Raw genomic sequence first — 24,938 nt, forward strand, 5'->3', positions numbered from 1 at the left:
GCGGCGCAGCGCGGCGGCGGCCGGGTCGTCTTGTCGCCGCCGCGCTACCCCGCCTCGCGGCGCAGCGCGGCGGCGAACATCGCGTCGGTGCCGTGCCGGTGCGGCCAGAGCTGCACGTGCGGGCCATCACCGAGCGCCGGGACGGGATCGAACAGCGGCCGGGTGTCCACCGCGCTCACCGGATGGCGTCGCAGCGCGTCGGCGACCACGCCCACGGTTTCGGCCAGGTGCGGCGAACACGTCGCATAAAGGACCACACCGCCGGGGCGGGTCAGCGCGATCGCGGCGGCCAGCAGCTCGCGCTGCAGCTTGGCCAGGACCGGCACGTCGGCCGGCTGCCGCCGCCACCGCGCCTCCGGGCGACGCCGCAGGGCACCCAGCCCGGTGCAGGGCGCGTCGACGAGCACCCGGTCGAAGCCCGACTGCAGACCCGTCTCCCGCCCGTCGGCCCGCACCACGTCCACCGGCAGGCCGCGGGTGTTCTCGGCGACCAGGTCGGCGCGCCGCGGCGACGGCTCCACCGCCGTCACGCGGGCCCCCGCGCCGGCGGCGCCCAACGCGGCCAGCAACGCCGTCTTGCCGCCCGGCCCCGCGCACAGGTCCAGCCACCGGCCGGTGTCACCGTCGACCGGCGCCAGCGCCAGCGCGCGGGCCACCAGCTGGCTGCCCTCGTCCTGGACCAGCGCGGCGCCCTCGCGCACCGGCGCCAGCCCGCCGGGGTCCCCGCCCGGCAGATACACCGCGTACGGCGAATACCGCCCGACGGTGCCGCCCACCGCCTCGGCAAGCTCGGCGGCGGTCAGCACCGCGGGGCGGGCCGCCAGGTGCACCTGGGGCCGTTCGTCGTCGCTGGCCAGCACCGCGTCGAGTTCCCCGGCGGCCGCGCCCAGCGCGTCGGCGAAGGCCTGCGCGATCCAGCGGGGGTGGGCGTGCACGAACGCGGCATGCCCGACCGGATCCTTGGCCGGGTCGGGAGCCAGCTCGCCGGTCCAGGACTTCTCGTCGCGGCCGGAGATGGTGCGCAGCACGGCGTTGACGAAACCCGCTCGCGCGGAATCGAATTCGATGCCCGCCTGCTCGACGGTGGTGGACACCGCGGCGTGCGCGTCGACGCGGGTGCGCAGCAGTTGGTAGGCGCCGAGGCGCAGCAGGTCGAGCAGCACCGGATCGATCGCGTCCGGCGAACGCCCGGCCGCCGCGCCGATGATCGCGTCGAGCAGGCCCCGGGTGCGGCAGGTGCCGTAGGTCAGCTCGGTGGCGAACGCGGCGTCGCGCCCGGCGATACCGCGTTCCCGCAGCAGCGCGGGCAGGGCCAGGTTCGCATACGCGTCGCGCTGGCTCACCGCGCGCAGCACCTCGAACGCGGCGGCGCGCGCCGGGTCCAGCGGCCGGCGGCGCGGCCGGCGCCGTTGCGGGGGCGGGCTCATGACGCCCGCGCGGCGGGGTCGAGCCGGGCTCCCCGCGCCCAGTCGACCGCGTCCATGACTTTCTTGCCGGGCGGCTGGATCCGGCCGAGCCGCACCGGCTCGGTGCCGGTACCGACCCAGACACCTTTACGGTCAACGTGAATGGCGCCCGGCGACAACGGTTTCGGCGCGTCGGCGGCGAGGAGCACCGGTCCGAGTTTGATGCGCAGGTCGCCGATCAGCGTCCAGGCGCCCGGGCTGGGTGTGACGGCGCGGATGCGCCGCTCCACCACCGGCGCCGGCAGATCCCAGCGCACCCGGGCCTGCTCGACGGTGATCTTCGGCGCCAGGCTGACCCCCTCGGCCGGTTGCGGCCGGGGCGTCAGCGTTCCGTCGGCGATGCCGTCCAGGGTCGCCGACAGCAGCGCCGCACCCGAGAGGGCGAGGCGTTCGAGCAGGTCCCCGGCGGTGTCGGCCGGCCGGATCGTCTCGGTGACGACACCGTAGACGGGCCCGGAATCCAGGCTGGGCTCGATCCGAAAGGTGGTCGCGCCGGTGATGGCGTCGCCCGCGGCGATCGCGGCCTGCACCGGCGCCGCGCCGCGCCACGCGGGCAGTAGCGAGAAGTGCAGGTTGACCCAACCGTGCGCGGGCACCGCGAGCAGGTCCTCGCGCAGCAGCGCGCCGTAGGCCACCACCGGGCAACACTCCGGCGCCAGCTCGGCCAGCTCGGCGACGAACTCCGCGGAGTTGGGCCGCGCGGGCCGCAGCACCGGGATGCCGCGGTCCAGCGCCTCGCGGGCCACCGGCGAGGGTTCCGGTTTGCCGCGCCGGCCGGACGCGGCGTCGGGCCTGGTCAGCACGGCGGCCACCTCGTGCCGGGGCGAGTCGAGGAGGCGGCGCAGCGCGGGCAGCGCGGGTTCGGGGGTGCCGGCGAAGACGAGGCGCACGCGCACAGTGTAGGGAAGAACACCGCGGTGCTTTCACTTGCGCGCGTAGACTATGTCTGATGCATACTATTTCTAGCGGTTAAAGTCGGTCGGCCTGACCGCACTGCGGTGCTAGCGACGACGAAGTCGAGTACGCAGCCCTTTCCTTAACCCTGAAGGAGGTCTGATGACTCTCGACACCACCATCCCCGATGACCACGCACTGGCGTCTACGCACCGGGCGGTGTGGGCTCTGGGCGACTACGCCCTGATGGCCGAGGAGGTCATGGCGCCCCTGGGCCCCGTCCTGGTGGCCGCGACCGGTCTGGGGCCGGGCGTCCGTGTCCTCGACGTCGCGGCCGGCTCGGGCAACATCTCGCTGCCCGCCGCCAAGTCCGGTGCCGCGGTCGTGTCCACCGACCTGACCCCCGAGTTGTTGCAGCGGTCCCGGGCCAGGGCCGCCGCCCAGAGCCTCACGCTGGACTACCGCGAGGCCAACGCGCACGCGCTGCCCTTCGGCGACGGCACCTTCGACGCGGTGATCTCGGCGATCGGTGTGCAGTTCGCGCCGCAGCATCAGCGCGCCGCCGACGAGATGGTCCGCGTCTGCCGTCCCGGCGGAAAGATCGGCGTCATCAGCTGGACCCCCGAAGGCTTCTTCGGCCGGATGCTGGCCACGATCAGGCCCTACCGGCCGTGCCTGTCGCCGGCGGTGTTCCCCGCCGCGCTGTGGGGACGGGAACGCTACGTCGGCGGGCTGTTCGGCGACCGCGTGCAGGCCGTCACGGCGACGCGCGGACTGCTGGAGGTCAGGCGATTCACCAGTGCCGAGTCGGTGCACGACTACTTCAAGAACCACTACGGCCCGACGATCGAGGCCTACGCCAACATCGGGCACAACCCGGTGCTGACCGAGGAACTCGACGCCCAGCTCATCGAACTGGCACGGCAATACCTCGCCAACGGCGCGATGCAGTGGGAGTATTTGCTGGTCACCGTCGAAAAGCGTTGAGTCGCGGCGGTGCGTCCTACAGGTCGATCTCGACGTCGAGGTGGGCGTCGGGCTCCCCGCCGGCCGTGGTGAACGCCGTCAGAGCCCGCACCAGGCCGTGGCGCTCCGGGGGCGGCATCTTCTCCACGATGGCGGCGATCTCGGCGCGCCGGTAGGCGGTGACCCGGCGAACGACCTCGCGGCCACGTTTGGTCAGCGCGGCCAGCAGCTCGCGCCGCGACGTCGGGTGCGGCAGCCGGTCGATGAGCCCCGCGGCGACGAGCCGGTCGACCATCCGGCCGGTCGCCGACGGTTGCACGCCGAGCAAACCGGCCAGCGTGGCCAGATTGACCGGGCCCCGGTTGGACAGGATCACCAGGGTGCGGAACTGGGAGATGGTGATGGTCTCGTCGACGCGCCCGATCGAGCGGGCCGATATGGCTACCAGGAGGCGAGACGCCGTCAGCAACGCATCGGTGATCACATCCAGTGACTCTTCGGCGGTCGTCATGTCGTCCTGTGCCATCGTGCCACCCTCTTCCGACTGTTCCTACGGGCCGCCGCGGGCTGAAAAAGTAGAAGTGTAACAGCCCCCCACATTCGTACTTACGCATAGTTTCCTAACCCAACTATCACCCTGGGATATGATTTGCGCTAGCCGATGTGCAGCGGGTCGATCTGCACCCGCACCGGTTGGTGGGTTTGCCGGGCACTGAGCACGCTGACGCCGCGGCGCAGGCTCGCCGCCAACTGCAGGCCCTGCTCGCGGGGCACCCGCACCAACATCCTGGTCACCGGCACGTCGGCGGGGGTGCCCGGGGGGCGGCGCACGCCGGGCGGCAGCTCAACCGGGCCGAGCAAATCGGCCCCCGCGGGCAGGCGGGCCTCGTCGAGCAACGCCGCGACCGCTCCCGGTGCGCCGTCGATCGCGGCCATGTGCACGCTGGGCGGCAGACCGACTTCGGCCCTGGCCGTGAGTTCGGCCTCGGCGTGGCCGACCGGATCCCAGCGAATCAGCGACTGCACCGTCGGGATGGACGACTCGGCGACCACCGCCACCACCCCGCCGGCGCCGCGGGCGCGGACCAGCGCGGCGGCCGTCATCCACCGCCACAGAGCGTCCTCTGCGGCGCGCAGGTCCTGCCGACCCAGCAACGCCCAGGTGTCGAGCAGCAGCGCCGCCCCGTACCCACCGGGTGCAACGGGTTCGGCGCCCGGGGTGGCCACGACCAGGGCCGGGCCGGCGGCGACCTCCGCCACGATGGCGTCGCCGGCCGAGGTGACGACAGGCGTGCCGGCGAAGGCGCGGCCGAGTTCCTCGGCGGTGCGCCGCGCGCCGACCACCACCGCGCGCACCGAAACCGAGCCGCAGCGGGCGCACCGCAGCGCGGGCTCGGCGCGGCCGCACCAGCGGCACACGGCAGTCGGCCCGGCCTGCTGCCACGACCGCCCCGGTGACTCCGCCAGGGAAAGGGGCCCGGTGCAGTGCCGGCACCGGGCGATGGCGCGGCAGCGGCCGCAGGCCAGCGATGGGACGTAACCCCGCCGCGGCACCTGCACCAGCACCGGAGCGCCGGCCTGCAGCGACGAGCGCGCGGCGCGCAGCGCCACCGAGGGAATGCGCGCGGTGCGGGCCGCGGGATCGCGTTCGTCCTCGTAGCCGCTGTCGTCGAGGGCTACCACCCGCGGGGTGCGAGCACGCACCACCGGCCGCGCCGCCACGATGTCGTGCGCCCATCCGCTGCGCACCAGCGCGTGGGCTTCGGCGGTCCGAGCGTAGCCGCCGATCAGCGCCGCGCAGCGCGCCAGGTGGGCCCGCAACATCGCCACCTCGCGGGCGTGCGGGTAGGGCGCGCGCGGTTCGGCGAGGCTGTCGTCGGCGTCGGCCCACACCATGACCAGGCCCAGGTCGCTCAGCGGCGCGAACACCGCGCTGCGGGTGCCGATCACCAGCCGCGCGGTGCCCCGCAGCGCCGCCAGCCAGCGCCGATACCGGGCGGCCGGTCCCAGGCCCGCCGAAAGTGCCACCACGCTGCCCTCATCGATCAGGGCCGTCGCGGCCGCCCACAGCGCGTCCAGATCCCGCTGGTCGGGGACGATGGCCAGCACCGCCCGGCCGGCGCGGACGCTCTGCGCGGCGGCCTCGGCGAATCGGTCCGCCCACGCCTCCCCCGGGAGCGCCTGCCACACCGCGCGGGCGGCACGCGCCTCACCCAGGGCACCCAGGAACTGCGCGCCGCGGCCGTAGGTGTCCCAGCCCGCCGGGTCGACCGGCGCCGGCCCGGCCGGGACGGCCCGGGGTTCGCGGGTTTCCCGTTCCACCCGGGCGTGGCGCGCCGGGACCGCCAGCCGCAACACGTCCGGCCGGGTACCGGCGTAGCGGGCAGCCACCGCGTCGACCAGACGACGGATCTCGGGGGTGAGCACCTGTTCGGCCGACACCACCCGATCGAGCCAGCCGAGCTTGCCCGCGTGATCGGTGTCGTTGCGGCGCTCCAACACGAACCCGTCGACCAGCCGCCCGTGGAACCGCACCCGGACCCGCACCCCGGGCTGGGCGTCGTCTGACTGCTCAGCCGACACCAGGTAGTCGAACTCGCGATCCAGGTGCGGCACCGACAACATCGGCAGCACCCGGGCGATCGGCTCCACCTGGACGGGCGTGCGCGCGCTCGGGGTCACGGGCCTCTCATGCCCTCAAAAGCGTTGCTAGTCAGCGCGTTCGGCGGGCCAGTCGACGACCCCGCCGTCGCCGGTCCAGGTGCCGGCGGCTTCCTCCCGGCCGAAGAAGAACCCCGCGCTGAGCAAGATCTCCGCCGCGGCGTAGGACCACCAGATCGGCACCGCCAGCGCCTCGTTGTGCAGGACGAAACGGCCGATCCCGATCATCGAGTCGGACGCCGCAAAACACAGCGCCCCCACCGCGGCCCAGATCGTGGGCAGCCGCGCGAACTGCGCCGTGCACACCATCGCGGTCAGGACGAGGATGTAGACCGTCACCGGAAGCTGCAGGTCGTCGCGGCTCAGGTGCGGCCAGAACCACGCCAGCAGCACCAGCGTCGTGAGGCCGACCAGGACCGCAACCGCGATGCGCGGCGGCGTCGGGCGCGCCAAGCGCGCCAGCGGCAGCAGCGCGGCCAAAAAGCACAAGTGCGCCAACATGAACGCCGACAGCCCCGCGACGAACGACAGCGTCCACCACGGGATCGCCAGCAGCCAGTCGCCGACGGCCGACAACAGCAGCGCCGGCATCAGCCAGCGCCGCTCCCGCACGATGGGATGCCCGACGGCGGCCAGGGTCAGCAGCACCGCCATCAGCGCCTTGAACGGCGGCTGCATGAACCAGTGGCCGGTCAGCTCGGTCCCCGGCGGCGAGCGCAACGCGAGCACCGTCAGATAGACGCCGTAGGCAACGCCGGCCCAGCCCGCCACCACCCATCCGCCGGACACCAGCCGAGGTGCGTACGGTACCTCCATGCCCAGCTTGGACAACACAGCCGACGAAAGACCAGCAATCGACCCCATCCTGCAGAAGGTACTGGATGCGGTTCCGTTCCGGCTATCGACCGAGGAGGGCGTCGACGCGGCCCGGCAACGGTTCCGCGACCTGCCGCGCCGGCCGGTGCACCCGGAGCTGCGCGTCGAGGACCGGACGATTGCGGGACCGGCGGGCCCGGTCGGCGTGCGGATCTACTGGCCGGCAACCGAAACCGACGGGGGCGCCCGGCCCGTCGTGATGTTCTTCCACGGCGGCGGTTTCGTTGTGGGCGACCTGGACACCCATGACGGCACGGCGCGCCAGCACGCAGTCGGCGCCGACGCGATCGTGGTGTCCGTCGACTACCGGCTGGCGCCCGAGCACCCCTACCCCGCCGCGATCGAAGACGCTTGGGCCGCAACGCTGTGGGTCGCCGAGCGCGGCTCCGAAATAGGCGCCGACGCCGGCCGGATGGCCGTCGCCGGGGATTCGGCCGGCGGAAACGTCGCGGCGGTGCTGGCCCAGCTGAGCCGGGACCGGGGCGGCCCGCGGATGGCGTTCCAGCTGCTGTGGTACCCCTCCACGCTGTGGGATGCGTCGCTGCCGTCGTTCACCGAGAACGCCGCCGCCCCGATCCTCGACGTCAAGGCCATCGCCGCGTTCTCCCGTTGGTACGCAGGCGATGTCGACATGGCCAACCCCCCGCCGGGCATGGCGCCGGGGCGTGCGGGCAACCTGGCCGGGCTGCCGCCGGCCTACATCGGCGTCGCCGGCTACGATCCGCTGCGCGACGACGGGATCCGCTACGGCGAACTGCTGGCCGCCGCCGGCGTCCCCGTCGAGGTGCACAACGCCGAGACGATGGTGCACGGGTTCCTCGGTTACGCCGGCGTGGTGCCCGCCGCCACCGCCGGGCTGGACCGCGGCCTGGCAGCGCTGCGGCGGGCATTGCACACATAGCCGCGGCCAATGCGTACGGTAAACCCATGACAGAGCCGACCATCGCCCGACCCGGCATCGACCCGACGTTCAAGTCGTTGCTCGACGCGTTCCCGATGACATTCAGCGCGTCCGACGGCGTGGAGGTCGCACGCTCACGGCTGAAGCAGCTCGCGGTGCCCCCGGAGATGCTGCCCGACCTACGCGTCGAGGAGCGGACCGTCGGCTACGGCGATCTGGACGGGATCCCCGTGCGGATCTACTGGCCGCCCGGCGCCGACACCACCGACCGCGCACTGCCCCTCGTCGTCTTCTACCACGGCGGCGGGTTCTGCCTCGGCGACCTGGACACCCACGACCCCGTCGCCCGCGCCCACGCCGTCGGCGCGGAGGCCATCGTGGTGTCCGTCGACTACCGGCTGGCCCCCGAGCACCCGTTCCCGGCGGGCGTCGACGACTGTTGGGCCGCGCTGCGCTGGGTGGCCGACAACGCCGCCGAGCTCGGCGGCGACCCCGACCGCATCGCCGTGGCCGGCGACTCGGCGGGCGCCAACCTCTCCGCGGTGATGACGCACCTGGCCCGCGACAATGCCGGGCCGGAACTGGCCTTCCAGCTGCTGTGGTACCCAACGGTGTGCGCCGACATGTCGCTGCCCTCGTTCACCGAGAACGCCACCGCGCCGGTGCTGGACCTCGAGGTCATCGACGCCTTCCTGACGTGGTATCTGCCCGACCTCGACATCACCGATCCCGCGGCCCTGCCCGTCACGTTCGCCCCGGCCGCCGCAACCGATCTGTCCGGGTTGCCGCCGGCCTACATCGGGACCGCCGAGCACGACCCGCTGCGCGACGACGGGGCCCGCTACGCCGAGTTGCTCACCGCCGCCGGGGTGCCCGTCGAGCACAGCAACGAACCCACCCTGGTGCACGGCTACGTCAGCTTCGCCATGGTGATCCCCGCCGCCGCCGAGGCCACCAACCGCGGTCTTGCCGCTCTCAAGAGGGCGCTGCACGGGTAGGCGGGAACTCGTGACCAGCCCCGGCTTCCAGACGCTGATCGCGCCGGATTCTCCGGGATCGGCGCCGCGATCAAGCTCGACAAGGCCGGCCTGCCGGACTACCTGGTCGTCGAGGCCGGCGACGGGGTGGGTGGCACCTGGCACTGGAACACCTATCCCGGTATCGCCGTGGACATCCCGTCGTTCTCCTACCAGCCTTCGAGCAGAGCCCGCGCTGGTCGCGGACCTACGCGCGCGGCCGCGAGCTGAAGGCCTACGCCGAACACTGCGTCGACAAATACGGCCTGCGATCACGGATCCGATTGGGCACCAAGGTGATTTCCGCCGCTTTCGACGACGAGCAGTCGCTGTGGCGCATCCAGACGGACCCCGGCGGCGAGATCACCGACCGGTTCCTGATCAGCGCGAGCGGGGTGCTCACCGTGCCGAAGCTCCCCGACATCGACGGAGTGGGCTCCTTCGCCGGGGTCACCATGCACACCGCGCGGTGGGACCACGGGCAGGACCTGGCCGGCAAGCGCGTGGCGATCATCGGCACCGGCGCCTCGGCGGTGCAGGTCATCCCCGAGATCGCACCGATCGTCGAGCGGATCACCGTGTTCCAGCGCACGCCGATCTGGTGTTTTCCCAAGCTCGACGTCCCGCTGCCGGCGCCGGTGCGCGCGGCGATGCGGGTGCCCGGCGCCAGGCTCGCCCAGCGGCTGGCCAGCCAGGCAGCGTCTCCCGTTTTCCCAACCTGTTCAGCGTGTTCGGGCCCTACGGCTACGTCGGCTCGTCGTACTTCGCGCTGATCGAGGCCCAGACGCATCACATCGCGCGGTGCCTGCTGCGGGCCCGCCGCGACGGCGCGACCCGCGTCGAGGTGACCGAGGAGGCCAACGCCCGCTACTTCGCCGAGATGCTGCGCAAGCGGCACCGCCAGGTCTTCTGGCAGGACAGCTGCCGGCTGGCCAACAGCTACTACTTCGACAAGAACGGCGACGTCCCGCTGCGCCCGGCCACCACCGTGGAGGCCTACTGGCGCAGCCGGCTGTTCCCGCTCGACGACTACCGCTTCACTGCGTAGCGCTACGCTCGACGGGTGGCAAAGGAGTTTTCCCACCTCGATGCCTCGCTCCGGGAGTTCATCGCCGAGCAGGCGATGTTCTTCGTTGCCACCGCCCCCTCCCAGGGGGGCCGAATCAATCTGTCGCCCAAGGGGTATCGGGACACCTTCGCGGTGCTCGACGACCACACCGTCGCGTACCTGGATCTGTTCGGCAGCGGCGCGGAGACCATCGCGCACCTGCGCGACAACGGCCGGATCACGCTGATGTTCTCCTCGTTCACCCGCACGTCGCGAATCCTGCGGCTGTTCGGCACCGGACGGGTCGTTCGACCCGATGACGCCGAATTCGACGGTCTGCTGGCGCATTTCGGCGACCGGCACGCGGGCGTCCGGGCCGCGGTCGTCGTCGACGTCGAGCGGATCGCCGACGCCTGCGGGTTCGCGGTCCCCTACTACGAGCTCGTCGACGAACGCCCGGTCCTGGATGCGCATCACGCCAAGGCCACCGACGAGGAATTCGCCAGCCTCCTCGACCGCAACCGGCGCAGCATCGACGGCCTGCCGGCGCTGGACGCCGACCATCCCCTACCCTAGTCCGCGCCAGTAAACGCAAAGTCGCAGGCAAACAACGCGTTTCGTGCGACCCGGCGTCTGCTCGCAGTGAAACTAGACGGCGGCCTTCAGCGCGTCGACCTTGTCGAGCCGCTCCCACGGCAGTTCGACGTCGGTGCGGCCGAAGTGGCCGTAGGCGGCGGTCTGCGCGTAGATCGGGCGCAGCAGGTCCAGGTCGCGGACGATCGCGCCGGGCCGCAGGTCGAACACCTCACCGATGGCCTTCTCGATCTTGACCGGGTCGACCGTCTCGGAACCGAAGGTCTCGACGAACAGGCCCACAGGCGCGGCCTTGCCGATCGCGTAGGCCACCTGCACCTCGACGCGCTCCGCCAGGCCGGCACCCACGATGTTCTTGGCCACCCAGCGCATCGCGTACGCCGCGGAGCGGTCCACCTTCGACGGGTCCTTGCCCGAGAACGCGCCGCCGCCGTGGCGGGCCCAGCCGCCGTACGTGTCGACGATGATCTTGCGGCCGGTCAGCCCGGCGTCGCCCATCGGGCCGCCGAGGACGAACTTGCCCGTGGGGTTGATCAGCAGTCGCGTCGACGACGTGTCCAGCGTGTCGTGCGCCAGGTCGTTGAGCACGGTGTTGAGTACCTTTTCCCGCAGGTCGGGGGTCAGGGTGTTCTCCAGGTCGACGTCGGCGGCGTGCTGGGTCGACATGACCACGGTGTCCAGGCGGACCGGGGTGTTGCCCTCGTAGGCGATGGTGACCTGCGTCTTGCCGTCCGGGCGCAGGTAGGGCAGCACCCCGCTTTTGCGGACCTCGGTCAGCCGCCGCGACAGCCGGTGCGCCAGCGCGATCGGCAGCGGCATCATCTCCGGCGTCTCGGCGATCGCGTAGCCGAACATCAGGCCCTGGTCGCCGGCGCCCTGGGCGTCCAGTGGGTCAGCCGCACCCTCGACGCGCGTCTCGTGGGCGGTATCGACCCCCTGGGCGATGTCGGGTGACTGTGCGCCGATGCCGATGTTGACCCCGCAGGTCAGCCCGTCGAAGCCCTTGTCCGACGAGTCGTAGCCGATCTCCAGGATGCGCCCGCGAACGGTTTGGGTGATGTCGGCGAACGCCTCCTTGGCCGTCGTCGTCACCTCGCCCACCACGTGCACCTGCCCGGTGGTGACCAGCGTCTCGACGGCCACGCGTGAGCGCGGGTCCGCGGCCAGCAGCGAGTCCAGGATCGAGTCGCTGATCGCGTCGCAGATCTTGTCCGGGTGTCCCTCGGTCACCGACTCACTGGTAAACAGCCGACCCGTTTCGCTCACTGTGCTCAATCCCTTCCCATTAATTAGTTAATCGAATCATATCGTCCGGCCCCCGCTCCGATCCGGCGGGCAAGGCCCGCCCGGCCCGGCTCGGGGGCGCTATCCGGCCTCGCCGCGCAGGAAAGTGGCAATCGCATCAACGATACGACTGGCCATCAACGTCTTGGACCCGTGCTCCAGCGCCGACTCGGTCCCGTCGGAGGCCAGCAACCAACCGTCGTTGCTGTCCACCTCGAAGGCCCTGCCCTCCCCGACGGCGTTGACAACCAACAGGTCACAGCTCTTGCGCCGGAGCTTCGCCCGCGCGTGGAACAGCACGTCCCCGTTGGCATCCCCGGTCTCGGCGGCAAACCCGACGATGGCCCGCATGTTGGGCAGCTCACCGTGGGCGCGCGCCCGCACCGCGGCGGCCAGCACGTCGTCGTTGCGCACCAGCTCGATCGCCGGCGGCCCGGCTTCATCGTCGGCGCCCTTTTTGATCTTGGCGGCGGCGACCTGCGCCGGCCGGAAGTCGGCGACGGCCGCCGCCATCACCAGGACGTCGGCCGCGGGGGCGTGCTTGGACACCGCGTTGCCGAGCTGCTCCGCCGAGCTGACCCGCACGACCTCGACCCCGGCGGGATCGATCAGCCCCGCGGTGTGCCCGGCGATCAAGGTGACCTCGGCGCCGCGCTGCGCCGCGACCCGCGCGACGGCATAGCCCTGCTTGCCGGAGCTGCGGTTGCCGATGAAGCGCACAGGATCGATCGGTTCGCGCGTGCCCCCGGCCGTCACCAGCACCTTGCGGCCGGCCAGGTCGTAGGGCAGCGCGTCGTGCCTCTCCAGCAGCAGCTGCGCCAGGGTGGTGATCTCTTCGGCTTCGGGCAGCCGGCCCGTCCCGCTGTCGGCGCCGGTGAGGCGCCCGGCCGCGGGTTCCAGCACGACGGCGCCGCGGCGACGCAGGGTGGACACGTTGTCGGCGGTGGCCGGGTGGAACCACATCTCGGTGTGCATCGCCGGGGCGAACAACACCGGACAGCGCGCGGTGAGCAGGGTCGCGGTCAGCAGGTCGTCGGCGCGTCCGGCCACCGCGCGGGCGAGCAGGTCCGCGGTCGCGGGCGCCACCACGACCAGGTCGGCCTGCTGCCCGATCTGCACGTGCGGCACGTCGGGAACGTCCTCGAAGACCCCGGTGTGCACGGACTGGCCGGACAGGGCCTCGAAGGTCGCGGCGCCGACGAAACGCAGCGCGGACTCGGTGGGGAGGACCCGGACGGAGTGACCGGCCTCGGAAAGCTGCCGAACCACGGTGCACGCCTTGTAAGCGGCGATACCACCGGAGACTCCGACGACGATCCGCTTGCGGTCCACAGCGCGCCCGGCCCTGCCAGCTACTCGCCCTCGGTGTGCTCGAGCAGGTCGGCGTGGATCTCGCGCAGCGCGATGGACAGCGGCTTCTCCTGCAGGCCGGGCTCGACCAGCGGCCCGACGTACTCGAGGATGCCCTCGCCGAGCTGGTTGTAGTAGTCGTTGATCTGCCGGGCCCGCTTGGCCGCGTAGATCACCAGGGCGTACTTGCTCGAGACGCGGTCCAGCAACTCGTCGATGGGCGGGTTGGTGATACCCAGCGGGGTGTCATAGACGCGCTCACCACCTGCGGAGGGATCGAACTGATCGCCGGCGGGGACGGCGGTCAGCGACGCGTCGGACTGCGGAATACTCACGTGAGAAAATCTCCTGGCGGCGTAGAGCGGTGCGAAAGCGGCTCGCAACTCGGGGCTCGATAGTTTTTGGGCTCGATGGTTTGGGGCTCGATATGGTGTGGCCAGGCGGCTTATGCCGGGCCCGGGGCGGTTCCCACCAGCAAGGATACCAATTCCGCACACGCGGATTCCAATTGGCTGTTCACCACCACCGTGTCGAAGTCGTTTTGGGCGGCCAGTTCGACGCGGGCGGTGTCGAGGCGGCGCTGTATCGCCTCGGGCGTCTCGGTGCCGCGGCCGACCAGCCGGGCCCGCAGGTCCTCCCAGCTCGGCGGGGCGAGGAACACGGTGGTGGCCTCGGGCATCGCCTTCTTGACCGCCCTGGCGCCGGCCAGGTCGACCTCGATCAGCACCGGGACGCCGGCCGCGGCAGCCGCCCGTACCGGCCCGGCCGGGGTGCCCGACCGGTGCAGCCCGCCGTGGATCTCGGCCCATTCGAGCAGGTCGCCGTCATCGATCAGCCGCTGGAAGCGTTCCGGGCTGACGAAGTGGTAGTCGACGCCGTCGACCTCGCCCGGCCGGGGCGCTCGCGTCGTCGCCGAGACGCTGAAATGCAGGTCCGGTATCCGCTCGCGCAGACACCGGACCACGGTCGACTTGCCGACCGCCGAGGGACCGGACAGCACGACCACGCGGCCCGCCGGCTCGCGGCGCACCCCGTGCCGGGTGTCCGGTCCCCCGCCGGCGCCTACAGGCCCTCCGGCCTGCATCGTCGGCGCGGGCTAGGCGGAGCCGAACTTTTCCAGCAGGGCCTTGCGCTGCCGATCACCCAGCCCACGCAGGCGCCGGGTCGGCGCGATCTCGAGCTCGGTCATGATCTCCTGCGCCTTGACCTTGCCCACCTTCGGCAATGCCTCGAGCAGCGCAGACACCTTCATCTTGCCCAGGACTTCATCGGTCTCGGCGTCCTTGAGCACCTGGGTCAGGTTGGTGCCGCCACGCTTGAGCCGATCCTTGAGTTCTGCGCGCGCTCGACGTGCGGCAGCCGCCTTCTCCAACGCGGCCGCGCGCTGCTCGTCGGTCAACTGGGGAAGGGCCACAATTCCTCCGTATCTGATCAATCAATCTCAATCGATCTGGTTTGTCTCTGCCGGTTATAACCAGCGCAGACGACCGTACTCAGGCTTCCTGACGAAATCTAACCCGCCCCCTCGCTTTAGCGGGTAACTGACCAGCGTAAACCTGGCGCGGCGGCCGGGGCGGCTTGCGGGAGGGGGCCGGCAGGGCCCCTCGCACCGCACCGGGGCGCCCTCCGGCCACCCCGGTATCCGGACCGCTTCCAAGCCCTCTAGCTGGGCTTTTACCCCCGGCGATCACGTCCCGACGGCGCGGCGCCCCGGCCCGGCCGCCCCGCCGCGACCACCTGCGGCGGGCGGGCGGACAACCGATGCCGTGAATCACGCATTCGGGTGGCGTGTCGCGCGTGTCGCGGCGGGTTCACGCGCCGCCCCGCTGGGACGCGCTGCGGCCGTGGCAGCGGGGCGATCGGCTACCATCGAGCGGTGCCGAACCTGCGGATCCGCCAGGCGGCGGAGCTGCTGGGGGTCAGCGACGACACCGTGCGGCGATGGATCAACCAAGGCGCGCTCGCGGTAGACCACGACGCGGCCGGCCGCAAGGTCATCGCCAGCGAGGATCTCGCCGAATTCGCGCGCACCAACGCACCCACCCCGCCACCGGACCCGCTCAGCATCGGCAGCTCGGCCCGCAACCGGTTCGTCGGGCTGGTCACCAGGGTCGTCAGCGACCGGGTGATGACGCAGGTCGAGATGCAGTGCGGCCCGTTCACCGTGGTGTCGTTGATGAGCACCGAAGCCGCCCAGGAGTTGCAGCTGCGGCCGGGCACCGTCACCGTGGCCGTCGTCAAGGCGACCAACGTCATCGTCGAGACCGCCAATCCCGGCGCGGCGATCGGGTCCGACTGACGCGGCTAGGGCGCCGCCAGGTACGCGACGGCCTCGAGCATCCGTTGGCCGGCCGCCCGCAGCTCCGCCACGCCCGGCCCGGCCCGCAGCACCTCCCGTGACACCGCGGGCAGCAGCTGGCCCGGTTGCGCCCCGCCCAGCCCGGCCAGCGCCTCCGGTCGCCCGCCCTGCGCCCCGATTCCCGGCACCAGCACCGGCCCACCCAGCGCGCTGACATCGGGCGCCTCGAAGACCGTGGCCCCCACCACCACGCCGACGTAGCCCGGGCCGTAGGGCGCCACGGCCCGGTTCAGCACGGCCGCCTGGTCGATGACCAGCTGGGCCACGGCGCGACCGTCGAAGACGGCACGCTGGACGGTGGCGCCCTCCGGGTTCGACGTCGCCGCCAGCACGAACACCCCCCGGTCATTGGCGGCGGCGGCCTCCAGCAGCGGCCGCAGCGAGCCGAACCCCAGATAGGGCGAGGCCGTCACCGCGTCGGCGGCCAGCGGCGAGTCCCCCGCCCACGCGGCCGCGTAGGCGGCCATCGTCGTCCCGATGTCGCCGCGCTTGGCGTCGGCCAGCACCAGCACCCCCGCCGACCGCAACGCGGCGATGGTGCGCTCGAGCACCGCGTAGCCGGCCGCGCCGTAGGCCTCGAAGAACGCCACCTGCGGTTTGACGACGGCGAAGCCGGCGAACGCCTCGACGCAGGTGTCGCAGAACGCGGCCAGCCCGTCGGCGGTCACCGGCAGCTCCCATGCCCGCAGCAGTTCCGGATGCGGGTCGATACCCAGGCACAGGGGCCCGCGTTGCGCCTTCGCGGTGGCCAGCCGGACGCCGAACCCGGTCACCGGTCGTTACCGGGCCCGAGCGTGCTGTGCAGTTCCTGCAGGCAGCGCACCCCGATGTCGCCGCGGATGCCGGCCTCGATGCCCTGCACCGCCGCCGACGCGCCCTGCACCGTGGTGACGCAGGGGATGTTGACCCCGACCGCGACCGACCGGATCTCGTAGCCGTCGATACGCGGGCCGGAGTTGCCGTAGGGCGTGTTGATCACCATGTCGACCTCGCGGGCCTTGATGGCGTCCACCGCCGAGGCCTCCGGGCGTCCCGGCTGCGGCGGCTCGAAGTGCTTGCGCACCTCGTCGCACGGGATGCCGTTGCGGCGCAACATCTCCGCGGTCCCCTCGGTTGCCAGCACCCGGAAACCGAGGTCGGCCAGCCGCTTGACGGGAAACACCAGCGAGCGCTTGTCGCGGTTGGCGACCGAGACGAACACGGTGCCCCGGACGGCAGCGAGCCGTAGGCGGCGGTCTGGCTCTTGGCGAAGGCGCTGCCGAAGTCGCGGTCGATGCCCATGACCTCGCCGGTCGACTTCATCTCCGGGCCCAGCAGCGAGTCGATCGCCGCCCCGTCGGCGCTGTGGAACCGGTGGAACGGCAGCACCGCCTCCTTGACCGCGATCGGGGCCGTCGGGGCCGCGAGGCCGCCGTCCCCGGACGCGGCCAGGATGCCCTCGTCGCGAAGCTGGGAGATCTTGGCGCCCAGCATGATCCGCGCGCAGGCCTTGGCGAGCGGGATCGCGGTGGCCTTGGACACGAAAGGAACGGTGCGGCTGGCGCGCGGGTTGGCCTCCAGGACGTAGAGCACGTCGTCCTTGAGGGCGTACTGCACGTTCAGCAGGCCGACCACGCCGATGCCGTGGGCAATGGCCTCGGTGGCGCGACGGACCTTCTCGATGTCGCTGCGGCCCAGCGTGACCGGCGGCAGCGCGCACGCCGAGTCGCCGGAGTGGATGCCGGCCTCCTCGATGTGCTCCATGATGCCGCCGATGTAGACCTCGGTGCCGTCGCACAGGGCGTCGACGTCGATCTCCACCGCGTCCTCGAGGAAGCGGTCGACGAGCACGGGATGCTCGGGCGAGAGCTCGGTGGCGCGGCTGATGTAGCTCTTGAGCGTCTCCTCGTCGTAGACGATCTCCATGCCGCGCCCGCCCAGCACGTAGGACGGCCGCACCAGCACGGGATAGCCGATGTCCTCGGCGATGCGGCGCGCCTGCGCGAAGGTCGTCGCCATGCCGTAGCGGGGCGCGGGCAGGCCGGCGGCGCCCAGCAGGTCGCCGAACGCGCCGCGGTCCTCGGCCAGGTCGATCGCCTCCGGCGGGGTGCCGACGATGGGAACCCCGGCGTCGGCGAGGCGTTGCGCGAGCCCGAGCGGGGTCTGGCCGCCGAGCTGCACGATGACGCCGGCGACGCCGGGGCCGTCACCGGCCGACTCCGTCTCGGCGCGGAACACCTCGAGGACGTCCTCGAACGTCAGGGGCTCGAAGTAGAGCCGGTCGGCGGTGTCGTAGTCGGTGGACACCGTCTCGGGGTTGCAGTTGACCATGACGGTCTCGAAACCAGCCTGGCTCAGCGTGGTTGCCGCGTGCACACAGCTGTAGTCGAACTCGATGCCCTGCCCGATCCGGTTCGGGCCGGAGCCCAGGATCAGCACCTTGGGCTTCTCGGTCTGCGGGGCCACCTCGGTCTCGGCGGCGGGGTCGAGCTCGTAGCTGCTGTAGTGGTAGGGCGTCTTGGCCTCGAACTCCGCGGCGCAGGTGTCCACCGTCTTGTACACCGGGTGGATGCCGAGACGCTCCCGCAGCGAGCGCACCCCGTCCTCGCCGGCCAGTTCCGGCCGCAGCGCGGCGATCTGGCGGTCCGACAGGCCGTTGTGCTTGCCGCGGCGCAGCAGCTCCGCGTCGAGCACCGGGGCCGCGGCCAGCTCGGCGCGCAGCTTCACCAGCTCGCCGATCTGCGCGACGAACCACGCGTCCACGCCGCTGGCCTCGGCGACCCGCTCCACCGACGCGCCCAGCCGCAGCGCCCGTTCCAGGTCGTAGAGCCGCCCCTCGGTCGGGGTCCGCAGCCGGGCCAGCGCCTGCTCGGCGTCACCCTCGGGATCGGGCTTCGTCCAGAACCCGGCGCGGGGGGTCTCCAGCGACCGCATTACCTTGCCCAGCGCCTCGACGAAGTTGCGCCCCAACGACATCGCCTCGCCCACTGACTGCATCGTGGTGGTCAGGGTGGGGTCGGCACCGGGGAACTTCTCGAACGCGAACCGCGGCGCCTTGACCACGACGTAGTCCAGCGTGGGCTCGAAGGCGGCCGGGGTCTCCTTGGTGATGTCGTTGACGATCTCGTCGAGGGTGTAGCCGATGGCGAGCTTGGCGGCGATCTTAGCGATCGGGAAGCCGGTGGCCTTGGACGCCAGCGCGCTGGAGCGCGACACCCGGGGGTTCATCTCGACGACGATCAGCCGGCCGTCGGCCGGGTCGACGGCGAACTGGATGTTGCACCCGCCGGTGTCGACACCGACCTCGCGCAGGATCGCGATGCCCAAATCGCGCATCCGCTGGTATTCCCGGTCGGTCAGCGTCATCGCCGGCGCGACGGTGACCGAGTCGCCGGTGTGCACGCCCATCGGGTCGACGTTCTCGATGGAACACACCACGACCACGTTGTCGTGGCCGTCGCGCATCAGTTCGAGCTCGAATTCCTTCCAGCCGTAAATGGATTCCTCGATCAGCACGTTGGCGCTCGGCGAGGCGGCCAGCCCGGCGCCGGCCATCCGCTCGATCTCCTCGGTGGAGTGCGCCATCCCCGAGCCCAGCCCGCCCATGGTGAAGCTGGGCCGCACCACCACCGGCAGGCCCAGCTCGGCGACCGTCTCGTGGACCTGCTCCATCGTGAAACACACTCGGCTGCGGGCGGATTCGCCCCCGACCTTGGCGACGATGTCCTTGAACATCTGCCGGTCCTCGCCGCGCTGGATGGCGTCGAAGTCGGCCCCGATGAGTTCGATGCCGTACCGTTCCAGCGCCCCGTTCTCGTGCAGCGCGACCGCGGTGTTGAGCGCGGTCTGCCCGCCCAGGGTGGCCAGCAGCGCGTCGATGCGGTTGCCGCGCTCGGCCTGCTGGGCGATCACCCGCTCGACGAAGGCCGGGGTGATGGGCTCGATGTAAGTGAAGTCGGCGTACTCGGGGTCGGTCATGATGGTGGCCGGGTTGGAGTTGACCAGGCTCACCTGCAGGCCCTCGGCCCGCAGCACCCGGCAGGCCTGCGTGCCGGAGTAGTCGAACTCGCAGGCCTGTCCGATCACGATCGGCCCCGAGCCGATCACCAGCACGTGGTTGAGGTCGGTGCGACGCGGCACTAGCGCTTCCTTCCCATCTCGGCGCGAGCGTGCGGGTGTGCACGCCGGCACGCCGTCAGCGGCGTGCAACTGCGCACGCTCGCGGTCATTGCTGCCCCGCCATCAGGTCGACGAATTGGTCGAACAGGTATTCCGCGTCGTGCGGACCGGCGGCGGCCTCGGGGTGGTACTGCACCGAGAACGCCCGCCCGTCGGCGAGTTTGACGCCCTCCACCACGCCGTCGTTGGCGCAGGTGTGGCTGACCACCGCGGGGCCGAACGGCGTGTCGAAGGTCTGGCCCGCCTCCCCTTCCAGCGCGAACCCGTGGTTCTGGGCGGTGATCGCGACCCGGCCGGTGGCGTGGTCGATGACCGGGATGTTGATACCCCGGTGCCCGAACACCATCTTGTAGGTGGACAGTCCCAGCGCCCGCCCGAGGATCTGGTTGCCGAAACAGATGCCGAACAGAGGGATTCCGGCGCCCAGCACCTCGCGGGTGAGCCCGACGACATGGTCGGCGGTGGCCGGGTCACCGGGCCCGTTGGACAGGAAGACGCCGTCGGGCTGCAGCTCGCTGATCTGCTCGAAGGTGGCCGACGACGGCAGGACGTGGCTGCGGATGCCGCGGCGGGCGAAGTTGCGCGGGGTGTTGGTCTTGATCCCGAGGTCCAGCGCGGCCACCGTGAACCGGCGGGCGCCCTCCGCCTCGACGACGTAGGGCTGCGGCGTGCTGACCTCGTCCGCCAGGTCGGCGCCCAGCATCGAACGCTGGCCGACGACCCGCTCGAGCAGTTCGGCCGGTTCGGCCAGGGCGTCGCCGGAGAACACGCCGGCCTTCATCGATCCGCGGCTGCGCAGACGCCGCACCACCGCGCGGGTGTCGATGCCGGCGATCCCGACGATGTGCTGGCGGACCAGCTCGTCCTCCAGGGTGCCGGTGGCGCGCCAGTTGGACGCCCGCGGTGACGGGTCGCGCACCGCGTACCCGGCCACCCAGATCCTGTCGCCGCGGCTCTCGGCGTCCTCGGCGTTCCAGCCGGTGTTGCCGATCTGCGGCGCGGTGGCCACCACGATCTGGCGGTGATAGCTCGGATCGGTCAGCGTCTCCTGATAGCCGGACATGCCGGTGGAGAACACGGCCTCCCCCAGCGTTTGGCCGACCTCGCCGTACGGCGTGCCGGTGAAGACGCGGCCGTCCTCGAGCACCAGCAGGGCCTTGGTCACGCTGCTCCCTCCTTGCGCTGCTGCGGGCCGGGCGACCCCGCCCGCAGCACGTCGTAGTATTCGTCACGGTTTCCGGCGCGGAACCCGGTGTCGATCTCGGCGCCCGACGGCAGCCGCCACCGGATCGCCAGTATCCCGTTGCGGGCGCCGACCTTTCCGGCCATGCGCCGCTCGGTGCGGACGGCGGCGATCGACTCCTGGGGAATCCAAATCGGATTGGCGTGGCTGCGTTCCAGCAGGATCCCCTCCGGATAGCGGGTCAGCACGGCCTTGCTGCGGTAGCCCAGGTCGCCGGCCGTGACGCGGTCGTTCCAGGCGGGCGACAGCGTGCACCCGAGATAGGCGCCGCGGATGGTGCTGGTCGCAGCGCCCACCTCGGCGGGCATCTGGGGCAGATTTCCGATCAGCTCGGCCTGCCGCTCGGCGCGACGCCGCCAGCCGCGCATCATCAGCTGGATCAGCACCGCGATCACCACCACCAGCACGGCCGCGAAAATGAGCGACCCCACCAGCGTGCCGGAGTTCATGGGCGCCACTCCTGCCCACCGCTGCGCTGTCGATCGTCGCCGGCGCGGTTCATGCCGGGCTCTTCCCGTCTCGGGCGGTGACCTTGCCGCGCAGCAGGGTAGCGGTCACGGTGGCGGGCAAAGTCATCGACTCGTACGGCGTGTTGGCCGACCGGCTGGCCAGATGCGACCCGGCGACCGTCCAGGTGGCGTCGGGGTCGACCACGGTCAAATTCGCCGGCTCCCCCACCTCCAGCGGGCGGCCGTGGTCGGGCAGGCGCGCGATGCGGGCCGGGTTCTCGCTCATCACCCTGGCGACGTCGCGCCAGGTCAGCAGCCCGGGCGCGACCATGGTCTGCACCACCACCGAGAGCGCCGTCTGCAGCCCCAGCATGCCGGGGCGCGCCGCGGAGAACTCGACGCATTTCTCGTGCTCGGCGTGGGGTGCGTGATCGGTGGCCACACATTCGATTACCCCGTCGGCGAGCGCTTGACGCAAAGCGAGCGCATCGGAGGCTTCCCGCAGCGGCGGATTGACCCGGTTGACCCCGTCGTAGCTGGTCAGTCTGGTGTCGTCGAGCAGCAGATGGTGGGGGGTGACCTCGGCGGTGATCGAGATACCTTGGCCCTTGGCCCATTTCAGGATCTCCACGGTGCCCGCGGTGGAGGCGTGGCAGATGTGCACCCGGGCGCCGGCGTCGCGGGCCAGCAGCGCGTCGCGCGCGACGATCGATTCCTCGGCGGCTCTGGGCCATCCGGCCAGCCCCAGCCGCCCGGCGGTAGGCCCCTCATGGGCGACGGCGCCCGCGGTCAGTCGCGGCTCCTCGGCGTGCTGGGCGATGAGCACCCCCAGCCCGGCGGCGTATTCCAGGGCGCGGCGCATCACCAGCGGGTCGTGCACGCACACACCGTCGTCGGAGAACATCCGCACCTGCGCGGCGCCGGCGGCCATCATGCCCATCTCGGTGAGCTGCACCCCGGCCAGTCCGACGGTGACGGCCCCGACGGGGTGCACGTCGACCAGGCCGACCTGCTGGCCGCGGTGCCAGACGTGATCGGTGACCACCGGGCTGTCGGCGACCGGGTCGGTGTTGGCCATCGCGAACACCGCGGTGAATCCACCCAAAGCCGCTGCGGCCGAACCTGTTTCGATGTCCTCGGCGTATTCGCGGCCGGGCTCGCGCAGGTGGGTGTGCAGGTCGACGAATCCGGGCAGCAGCACGTGGCCGGTGGCGTCGATGACGTCCGCGGTGTCGGGGATCGCGAGCCCGGCACCGATCCGGGCGATCTGGCCGTCCTCGACCAGCACGTCGACCCGGTCGCCCTCGCCGTAGAGCCGGACCCCGCGAAGCAGCACAGTCACGCCGCACCCTCTTCCCCGGCCGGTTCGGTGCCGACCAGCACATGGAACAAGACGGCCATCCGCACGTGTACCCCGTTGGAAACCTGTTGCAGCACAGCCGATTGCGTTGAGTCGGCCACCGAAGAGGCGATCTCCATGCCGCGCACCATCGGTCCCGGGTGCAGGACCACCGCGTGGCCGGGAAGCATGGCCTGGCGGCGGTCGGAAAGGCCGTAGCGGACCGAGTATTCGCGCACCGAGGGGAAGAAGCCGCCGGTCATCCGCTCGGCCTGCACCCGCAGCATCAGCACCGCGTCGGCGGCGGGCAGCTCGGCGTCGAAGTCGTAGGAGACGGTGGCCGGCCAGCCGTCGACCCCGGCCGGCAGCAGCGTCGGCGGCGCCACCAGCACCACCTCGGCGCCCAGGGTGGCCAGCAGCATGACGTTGGAGCGGGCGACGCGGCTGTGCAGGATGTCCCCGACGATCACGATGCGCCGCCCCTCGATGCCGCCGAGCCGCTGGCGCAGGGTCAACGCGTCCAGCAGCGCCTGGGTCGGGTGTTCGTGGGTGCCGTCGCCGGCGTTGATCACCGACGGGCCGCCCCCGTCGAGGCCCGCGGACGAACTCCACTCGGCCAGCAGATGCGCGGCGCCCGAGGCCGGGTGCCGGACGATCAGCGCGTCGGCGCCGGCCGCCCGAAGCGTGAACGCGGTGTCGCGCAGCGACTCCCCCTTGCCCACCGAGGATCCGGTCGCGCTGACGTTGATCACGTCCGCGCTCATCCACTTGCCGGCCACCTCGAACGACACCCGGGTGCGGGTCGAGTTCTCGTAGAACATCGTGATCACGGTGCGGCCGCGCAGCGTCGGAAGCTTCTTGATCTCGCGGCCCACCAGGGCCTGCGCGAACCGGTCGGCGTCGTCGAGGATCGCGGTGGCCTCGTCGCGGCTCAGGTCGCCGGCGGCCAACAGGTGTCTGGTCATCTGATGTCGTCCCTCGAGATCACCACGCCGTCGCGGCCGTCGTGCTCGCCGAGCAGCACGTGGACGCTCTCGCTGCGTGAGCTCGGTACGTTCTTGCCCACATAGTCGGCCCGCAACGGGAGTTCGCGGTGGCCACGGTCCACCAGCACCGCCAGTTGCACCGCGCGGGGCCGGCCGACGTCGCGCAGCGCGTCCAGGGCGGCGGCCACGGTGCGTCCCGAGAACAGCACGTCGTCGACCAGGATCACGAGGGCGTCGTCGACGCCGCCGGCGGGGATCGAGGTGGGTTCCAGCGCCCGGGGCGGCTTCTGCCTGAGGTCGTCGCGGTACAGCGTGATGTCCAGGGCGCCGCGCGCGACGTCGACCCCGCTGTACTCGCCGATGTGGACGGCCAGGCGTTCGGCCAGGATGACGCCGCGGGTCGGGATCCCGAGCAGCACGACGCGCGGCGCGTCCGCGCCGTCGAGCGCGGTCTTCTCGATGATCTGGTGCGCGATGCGGGAAATGGTGCGACCCACGTCGGCCGCCGACATCAATTCGCGGCCGGTGGCGGATTCGTCCGCGGCACCCATGCGTGACTTGACCTCCTTCTCCGCCTCGCGGGACGGATCGTTAAAGGATGTCGACTGCCCGGCAGCTTAGCATCGCCGGCGGCGGCGCCGATACGGCCCGCAGACATTGTCCGGGGTGCGCGCTAGTATCGAACGCATGTTCGAAGAATTGGTGGCGGTGGCCCCCCAGGCCGACGAGGCCGCGCTGATCGGGCGCATCGCCGAGCTGGAACGACTCAAATCGGCCGCCGCGGCCGGCCAGGCCCGCGCGGCCGCCGCCCTGGATGCCACCCGCCGCGCGGACGAGGCCGCCGCCGGGATGCCCGCCGCCCGGCGCGGGCGCGGCGTGGCCGCCGAAATCGCCCTGGCCCGGCGGGACTCCCCGGCCCGGGGCGGGCGCCATCTCGGACTCGCCAAAGCACTGGTGCACGAGATGCCCCACACCCTGGCCACCCTGGAACAGGGGCCGCTCTCGGAGTGGCGGGCCACCCTGATCGTGCGCGAATCCGCCTGCCTGGACGTCGAAGACCGCCGCACCCTGGACGCCGAGCCGTGCGCCCGGCCCGCGCGGCTCGAGGGCATGGGCGACGCCCGCATCGCCGCGGCCGCCAAAACGATCGCCTACCGCCTCGACCCGCACGCCGGCGTCGAACGCGCCGCCAAAGCCGCACATGACCGCACCGTCACCATCCGCCACTACCGCTCAGGAGCCCCACCGTGCGCACCCTCCATCGACCGCAGCGAACTCGAAACCCGCATCGGCAGCACGCTGGCGCAACCGCACGCCGCCTAAGACCTAAGCTGGCACCAATGACCGA

21 protein-coding genes and 3 pseudogenes are annotated in these 24,938 nt (G+C 71.8%); 7 read left to right on the plus strand and 17 right to left on the minus strand.

Translation table 11 applies throughout. The annotated features are described in order from the left end of the window. Window positions 1-44 precede the first annotated feature (44 nt). Together AB8998_RS18305 and fmt are read right to left on the minus strand one after the other, a co-directional pair. Complete coding sequence (locus AB8998_RS18305; RefSeq protein WP_369739171.1) at window positions 45-1,427, minus strand: RsmB/NOP family class I SAM-dependent RNA methyltransferase; 1,383 nt, start codon at window positions 1,425-1,427, stop codon at window positions 45-47. Then, window positions 1,424-2,356 (minus strand): methionyl-tRNA formyltransferase, encoded by a 933-nt coding sequence (gene fmt, locus AB8998_RS18310; protein WP_369739172.1) that lies wholly within the window; start codon window positions 2,354-2,356, stop codon window positions 1,424-1,426. Before fmt ends, AB8998_RS18305 begins: the two co-directional genes overlap by 4 nt. A gap of 166 nt (window positions 2,357-2,522) precedes the next feature. Here fmt and AB8998_RS18315 point away from each other — a divergent pair, with 166 nt between their 5' ends. Further along, on the plus strand, window positions 2,523-3,347 hold the full coding sequence (locus AB8998_RS18315) for a class I SAM-dependent methyltransferase (protein ID WP_369739173.1): 825 nt from the start codon (window positions 2,523-2,525) through the stop codon (window positions 3,345-3,347). 16 nt (window positions 3,348-3,363) lie between these two features. On the opposite strand, the gene AB8998_RS18320 is transcribed toward AB8998_RS18315, so the two are convergent. From AB8998_RS18320 to AB8998_RS18330, 3 genes are all read right to left on the minus strand, one after another. After that, the gene (locus tag AB8998_RS18320; RefSeq protein WP_369739174.1) at window positions 3,364-3,852 is read right to left on the minus strand and encodes a MarR family winged helix-turn-helix transcriptional regulator; all 489 of its coding nucleotides are present in this window, start codon (window positions 3,850-3,852) and stop codon (window positions 3,364-3,366) included. Between the two features lie 128 nt (window positions 3,853-3,980). Continuing rightward, entirely contained in the window at window positions 3,981-5,951 is a 1,971-nt protein-coding gene (locus AB8998_RS18325) for a primosomal protein N' (RefSeq protein ID WP_369741643.1), read from the minus strand. A gap of 84 nt (window positions 5,952-6,035) precedes the next feature. After that, on the minus strand, window positions 6,036-6,803 hold the full coding sequence (locus tag AB8998_RS18330) for a lysoplasmalogenase (protein ID WP_369739175.1): 768 nt from the start codon (window positions 6,801-6,803) through the stop codon (window positions 6,036-6,038). Here AB8998_RS18330 and AB8998_RS18335 point away from each other — a divergent pair. The 4 genes and pseudogenes from AB8998_RS18335 (at window position 6,802) to AB8998_RS18350 (ending at window position 10,404) form a co-directional block, all read left to right on the plus strand. Continuing rightward, window positions 6,802-7,764, plus strand: a complete 963-nt coding sequence (locus tag AB8998_RS18335; RefSeq protein WP_369739176.1) for an alpha/beta hydrolase — start codon at window positions 6,802-6,804, stop codon at window positions 7,762-7,764. The genes AB8998_RS18330 and AB8998_RS18335 overlap by 2 nt on opposite strands. A 26-nt stretch (window positions 7,765-7,790) precedes the next feature. Further along, window positions 7,791-8,762: an alpha/beta hydrolase gene (locus AB8998_RS18340; protein WP_369739177.1), complete on the plus strand. Its 972-nt coding sequence runs from the start codon at window positions 7,791-7,793 to the stop codon at window positions 8,760-8,762. Window positions 8,763-8,819: 57 nt separating this feature from the next. After that, window positions 8,820-9,828, plus strand: a pseudogene (locus tag AB8998_RS18345) (flavin-containing monooxygenase). A gap of 15 nt (window positions 9,829-9,843) precedes the next feature. After that, window positions 9,844-10,404 (plus strand): pyridoxamine 5'-phosphate oxidase family protein, encoded by a 561-nt coding sequence (locus tag AB8998_RS18350; RefSeq protein WP_369739178.1) that lies wholly within the window; start codon window positions 9,844-9,846, stop codon window positions 10,402-10,404. A 72-nt stretch (window positions 10,405-10,476) separates the two neighbouring features. Here the strand turns inward: AB8998_RS18350 and metK are convergent, their stop codons facing one another. The 5 genes from metK to mihF all read right to left on the minus strand — a co-directional run bounded on the left by metK (window position 10,477) and on the right by mihF (window position 14,470). Beyond that, a complete protein-coding gene (metK, locus tag AB8998_RS18355) occupies window positions 10,477-11,688 on the minus strand; it encodes a methionine adenosyltransferase (RefSeq protein WP_369739179.1) in 1,212 nt (403 codons plus the stop codon). A 99-nt stretch (window positions 11,689-11,787) separates the two neighbouring features. Then, window positions 11,788-13,038 (minus strand): bifunctional phosphopantothenoylcysteine decarboxylase/phosphopantothenate--cysteine ligase CoaBC, encoded by a 1,251-nt coding sequence (gene coaBC / locus AB8998_RS18360; RefSeq protein WP_369739180.1) that lies wholly within the window; start codon window positions 13,036-13,038, stop codon window positions 11,788-11,790. A 20-nt stretch (window positions 13,039-13,058) separates the two neighbouring features. After that, window positions 13,059-13,391 (minus strand): DNA-directed RNA polymerase subunit omega, encoded by a 333-nt coding sequence (gene rpoZ, locus AB8998_RS18365; RefSeq protein WP_369739181.1) that lies wholly within the window; start codon window positions 13,389-13,391, stop codon window positions 13,059-13,061. 110 nt (window positions 13,392-13,501) lie between these two features. Continuing rightward, window positions 13,502-14,140 carry a guanylate kinase gene (gmk, locus tag AB8998_RS18370; protein WP_369739182.1) on the minus strand — a complete coding sequence of 213 codons (639 nt, stop codon included), beginning with the start codon at window positions 14,138-14,140 and terminating at the stop codon, window positions 13,502-13,504. 12 nt (window positions 14,141-14,152) lie between these two features. After that, window positions 14,153-14,470: an integration host factor, actinobacterial type gene (mihF, locus tag AB8998_RS18375; RefSeq protein WP_015355818.1), complete on the minus strand. Its 318-nt coding sequence runs from the start codon at window positions 14,468-14,470 to the stop codon at window positions 14,153-14,155. Window positions 14,471-14,932: 462 nt separating this feature from the next. Here mihF and AB8998_RS18380 point away from each other — a divergent pair, with 462 nt between their 5' ends. Next, window positions 14,933-15,355 carry a TOBE domain-containing protein gene (locus AB8998_RS18380; RefSeq protein WP_369739183.1) on the plus strand — a complete coding sequence of 141 codons (423 nt, stop codon included), beginning with the start codon at window positions 14,933-14,935 and terminating at the stop codon, window positions 15,353-15,355. 5 nt (window positions 15,356-15,360) lie between these two features. Here the strand turns inward: AB8998_RS18380 and pyrF are convergent, their stop codons facing one another. From pyrF to pyrR, 7 genes and pseudogenes are all read right to left on the minus strand, one after another. Beyond that, on the minus strand, window positions 15,361-16,188 hold the full coding sequence (gene pyrF, locus AB8998_RS18385; protein ID WP_369739184.1) for an orotidine-5'-phosphate decarboxylase: 828 nt from the start codon (window positions 16,186-16,188) through the stop codon (window positions 15,361-15,363). Then, window positions 16,185-19,534, minus strand: a pseudogene (gene carB / locus AB8998_RS18390) (carbamoyl-phosphate synthase large subunit). The gene pyrF and the pseudogene carB overlap by 4 nt, the downstream one beginning before the upstream one ends. Before the next feature lie 85 nt (window positions 19,535-19,619). Then, entirely contained in the window at window positions 19,620-20,738 is a 1,119-nt protein-coding gene (gene carA, locus AB8998_RS18395; RefSeq protein ID WP_369739185.1) for a glutamine-hydrolyzing carbamoyl-phosphate synthase small subunit, read from the minus strand. Next, window positions 20,735-21,265, minus strand: a complete 531-nt coding sequence (locus AB8998_RS18400) for a PH-like domain-containing protein (RefSeq protein ID WP_369739186.1) — start codon at window positions 21,263-21,265, stop codon at window positions 20,735-20,737. Before AB8998_RS18400 ends, carA begins: the two co-directional genes overlap by 4 nt. Before the next feature lie 49 nt (window positions 21,266-21,314). Beyond that, window positions 21,315-22,607 (minus strand): dihydroorotase, encoded by a 1,293-nt coding sequence (locus tag AB8998_RS18405; RefSeq protein ID WP_369739187.1) that lies wholly within the window; start codon window positions 22,605-22,607, stop codon window positions 21,315-21,317. Beyond that, window positions 22,604-23,569 carry an aspartate carbamoyltransferase catalytic subunit gene (locus AB8998_RS18410; RefSeq protein WP_369739188.1) on the minus strand — a complete coding sequence of 322 codons (966 nt, stop codon included), beginning with the start codon at window positions 23,567-23,569 and terminating at the stop codon, window positions 22,604-22,606. The genes AB8998_RS18405 and AB8998_RS18410 overlap by 4 nt, the downstream gene beginning before the upstream one ends. Then, window positions 23,566-24,141: a bifunctional pyr operon transcriptional regulator/uracil phosphoribosyltransferase PyrR gene (pyrR, locus tag AB8998_RS18415; protein ID WP_369739189.1), complete on the minus strand. Its 576-nt coding sequence runs from the start codon at window positions 24,139-24,141 to the stop codon at window positions 23,566-23,568. The genes AB8998_RS18410 and pyrR overlap by 4 nt, the downstream gene beginning before the upstream one ends. A 136-nt stretch (window positions 24,142-24,277) precedes the next feature. Here pyrR and AB8998_RS18420 point away from each other — a divergent pair. Next, a pseudogene (locus AB8998_RS18420) lies at window positions 24,278-24,814 on the plus strand (DUF222 domain-containing protein); the annotation flags it as partial. Window positions 24,815-24,938: the final 124 nt, after the last annotated feature.

Source organism: Mycobacterium sp. HUMS_12744610 (assembly GCF_041206865.1).
Classification (GTDB): domain Bacteria; phylum Actinomycetota; class Actinomycetes; order Mycobacteriales; family Mycobacteriaceae; genus Mycobacterium; species Mycobacterium servetii.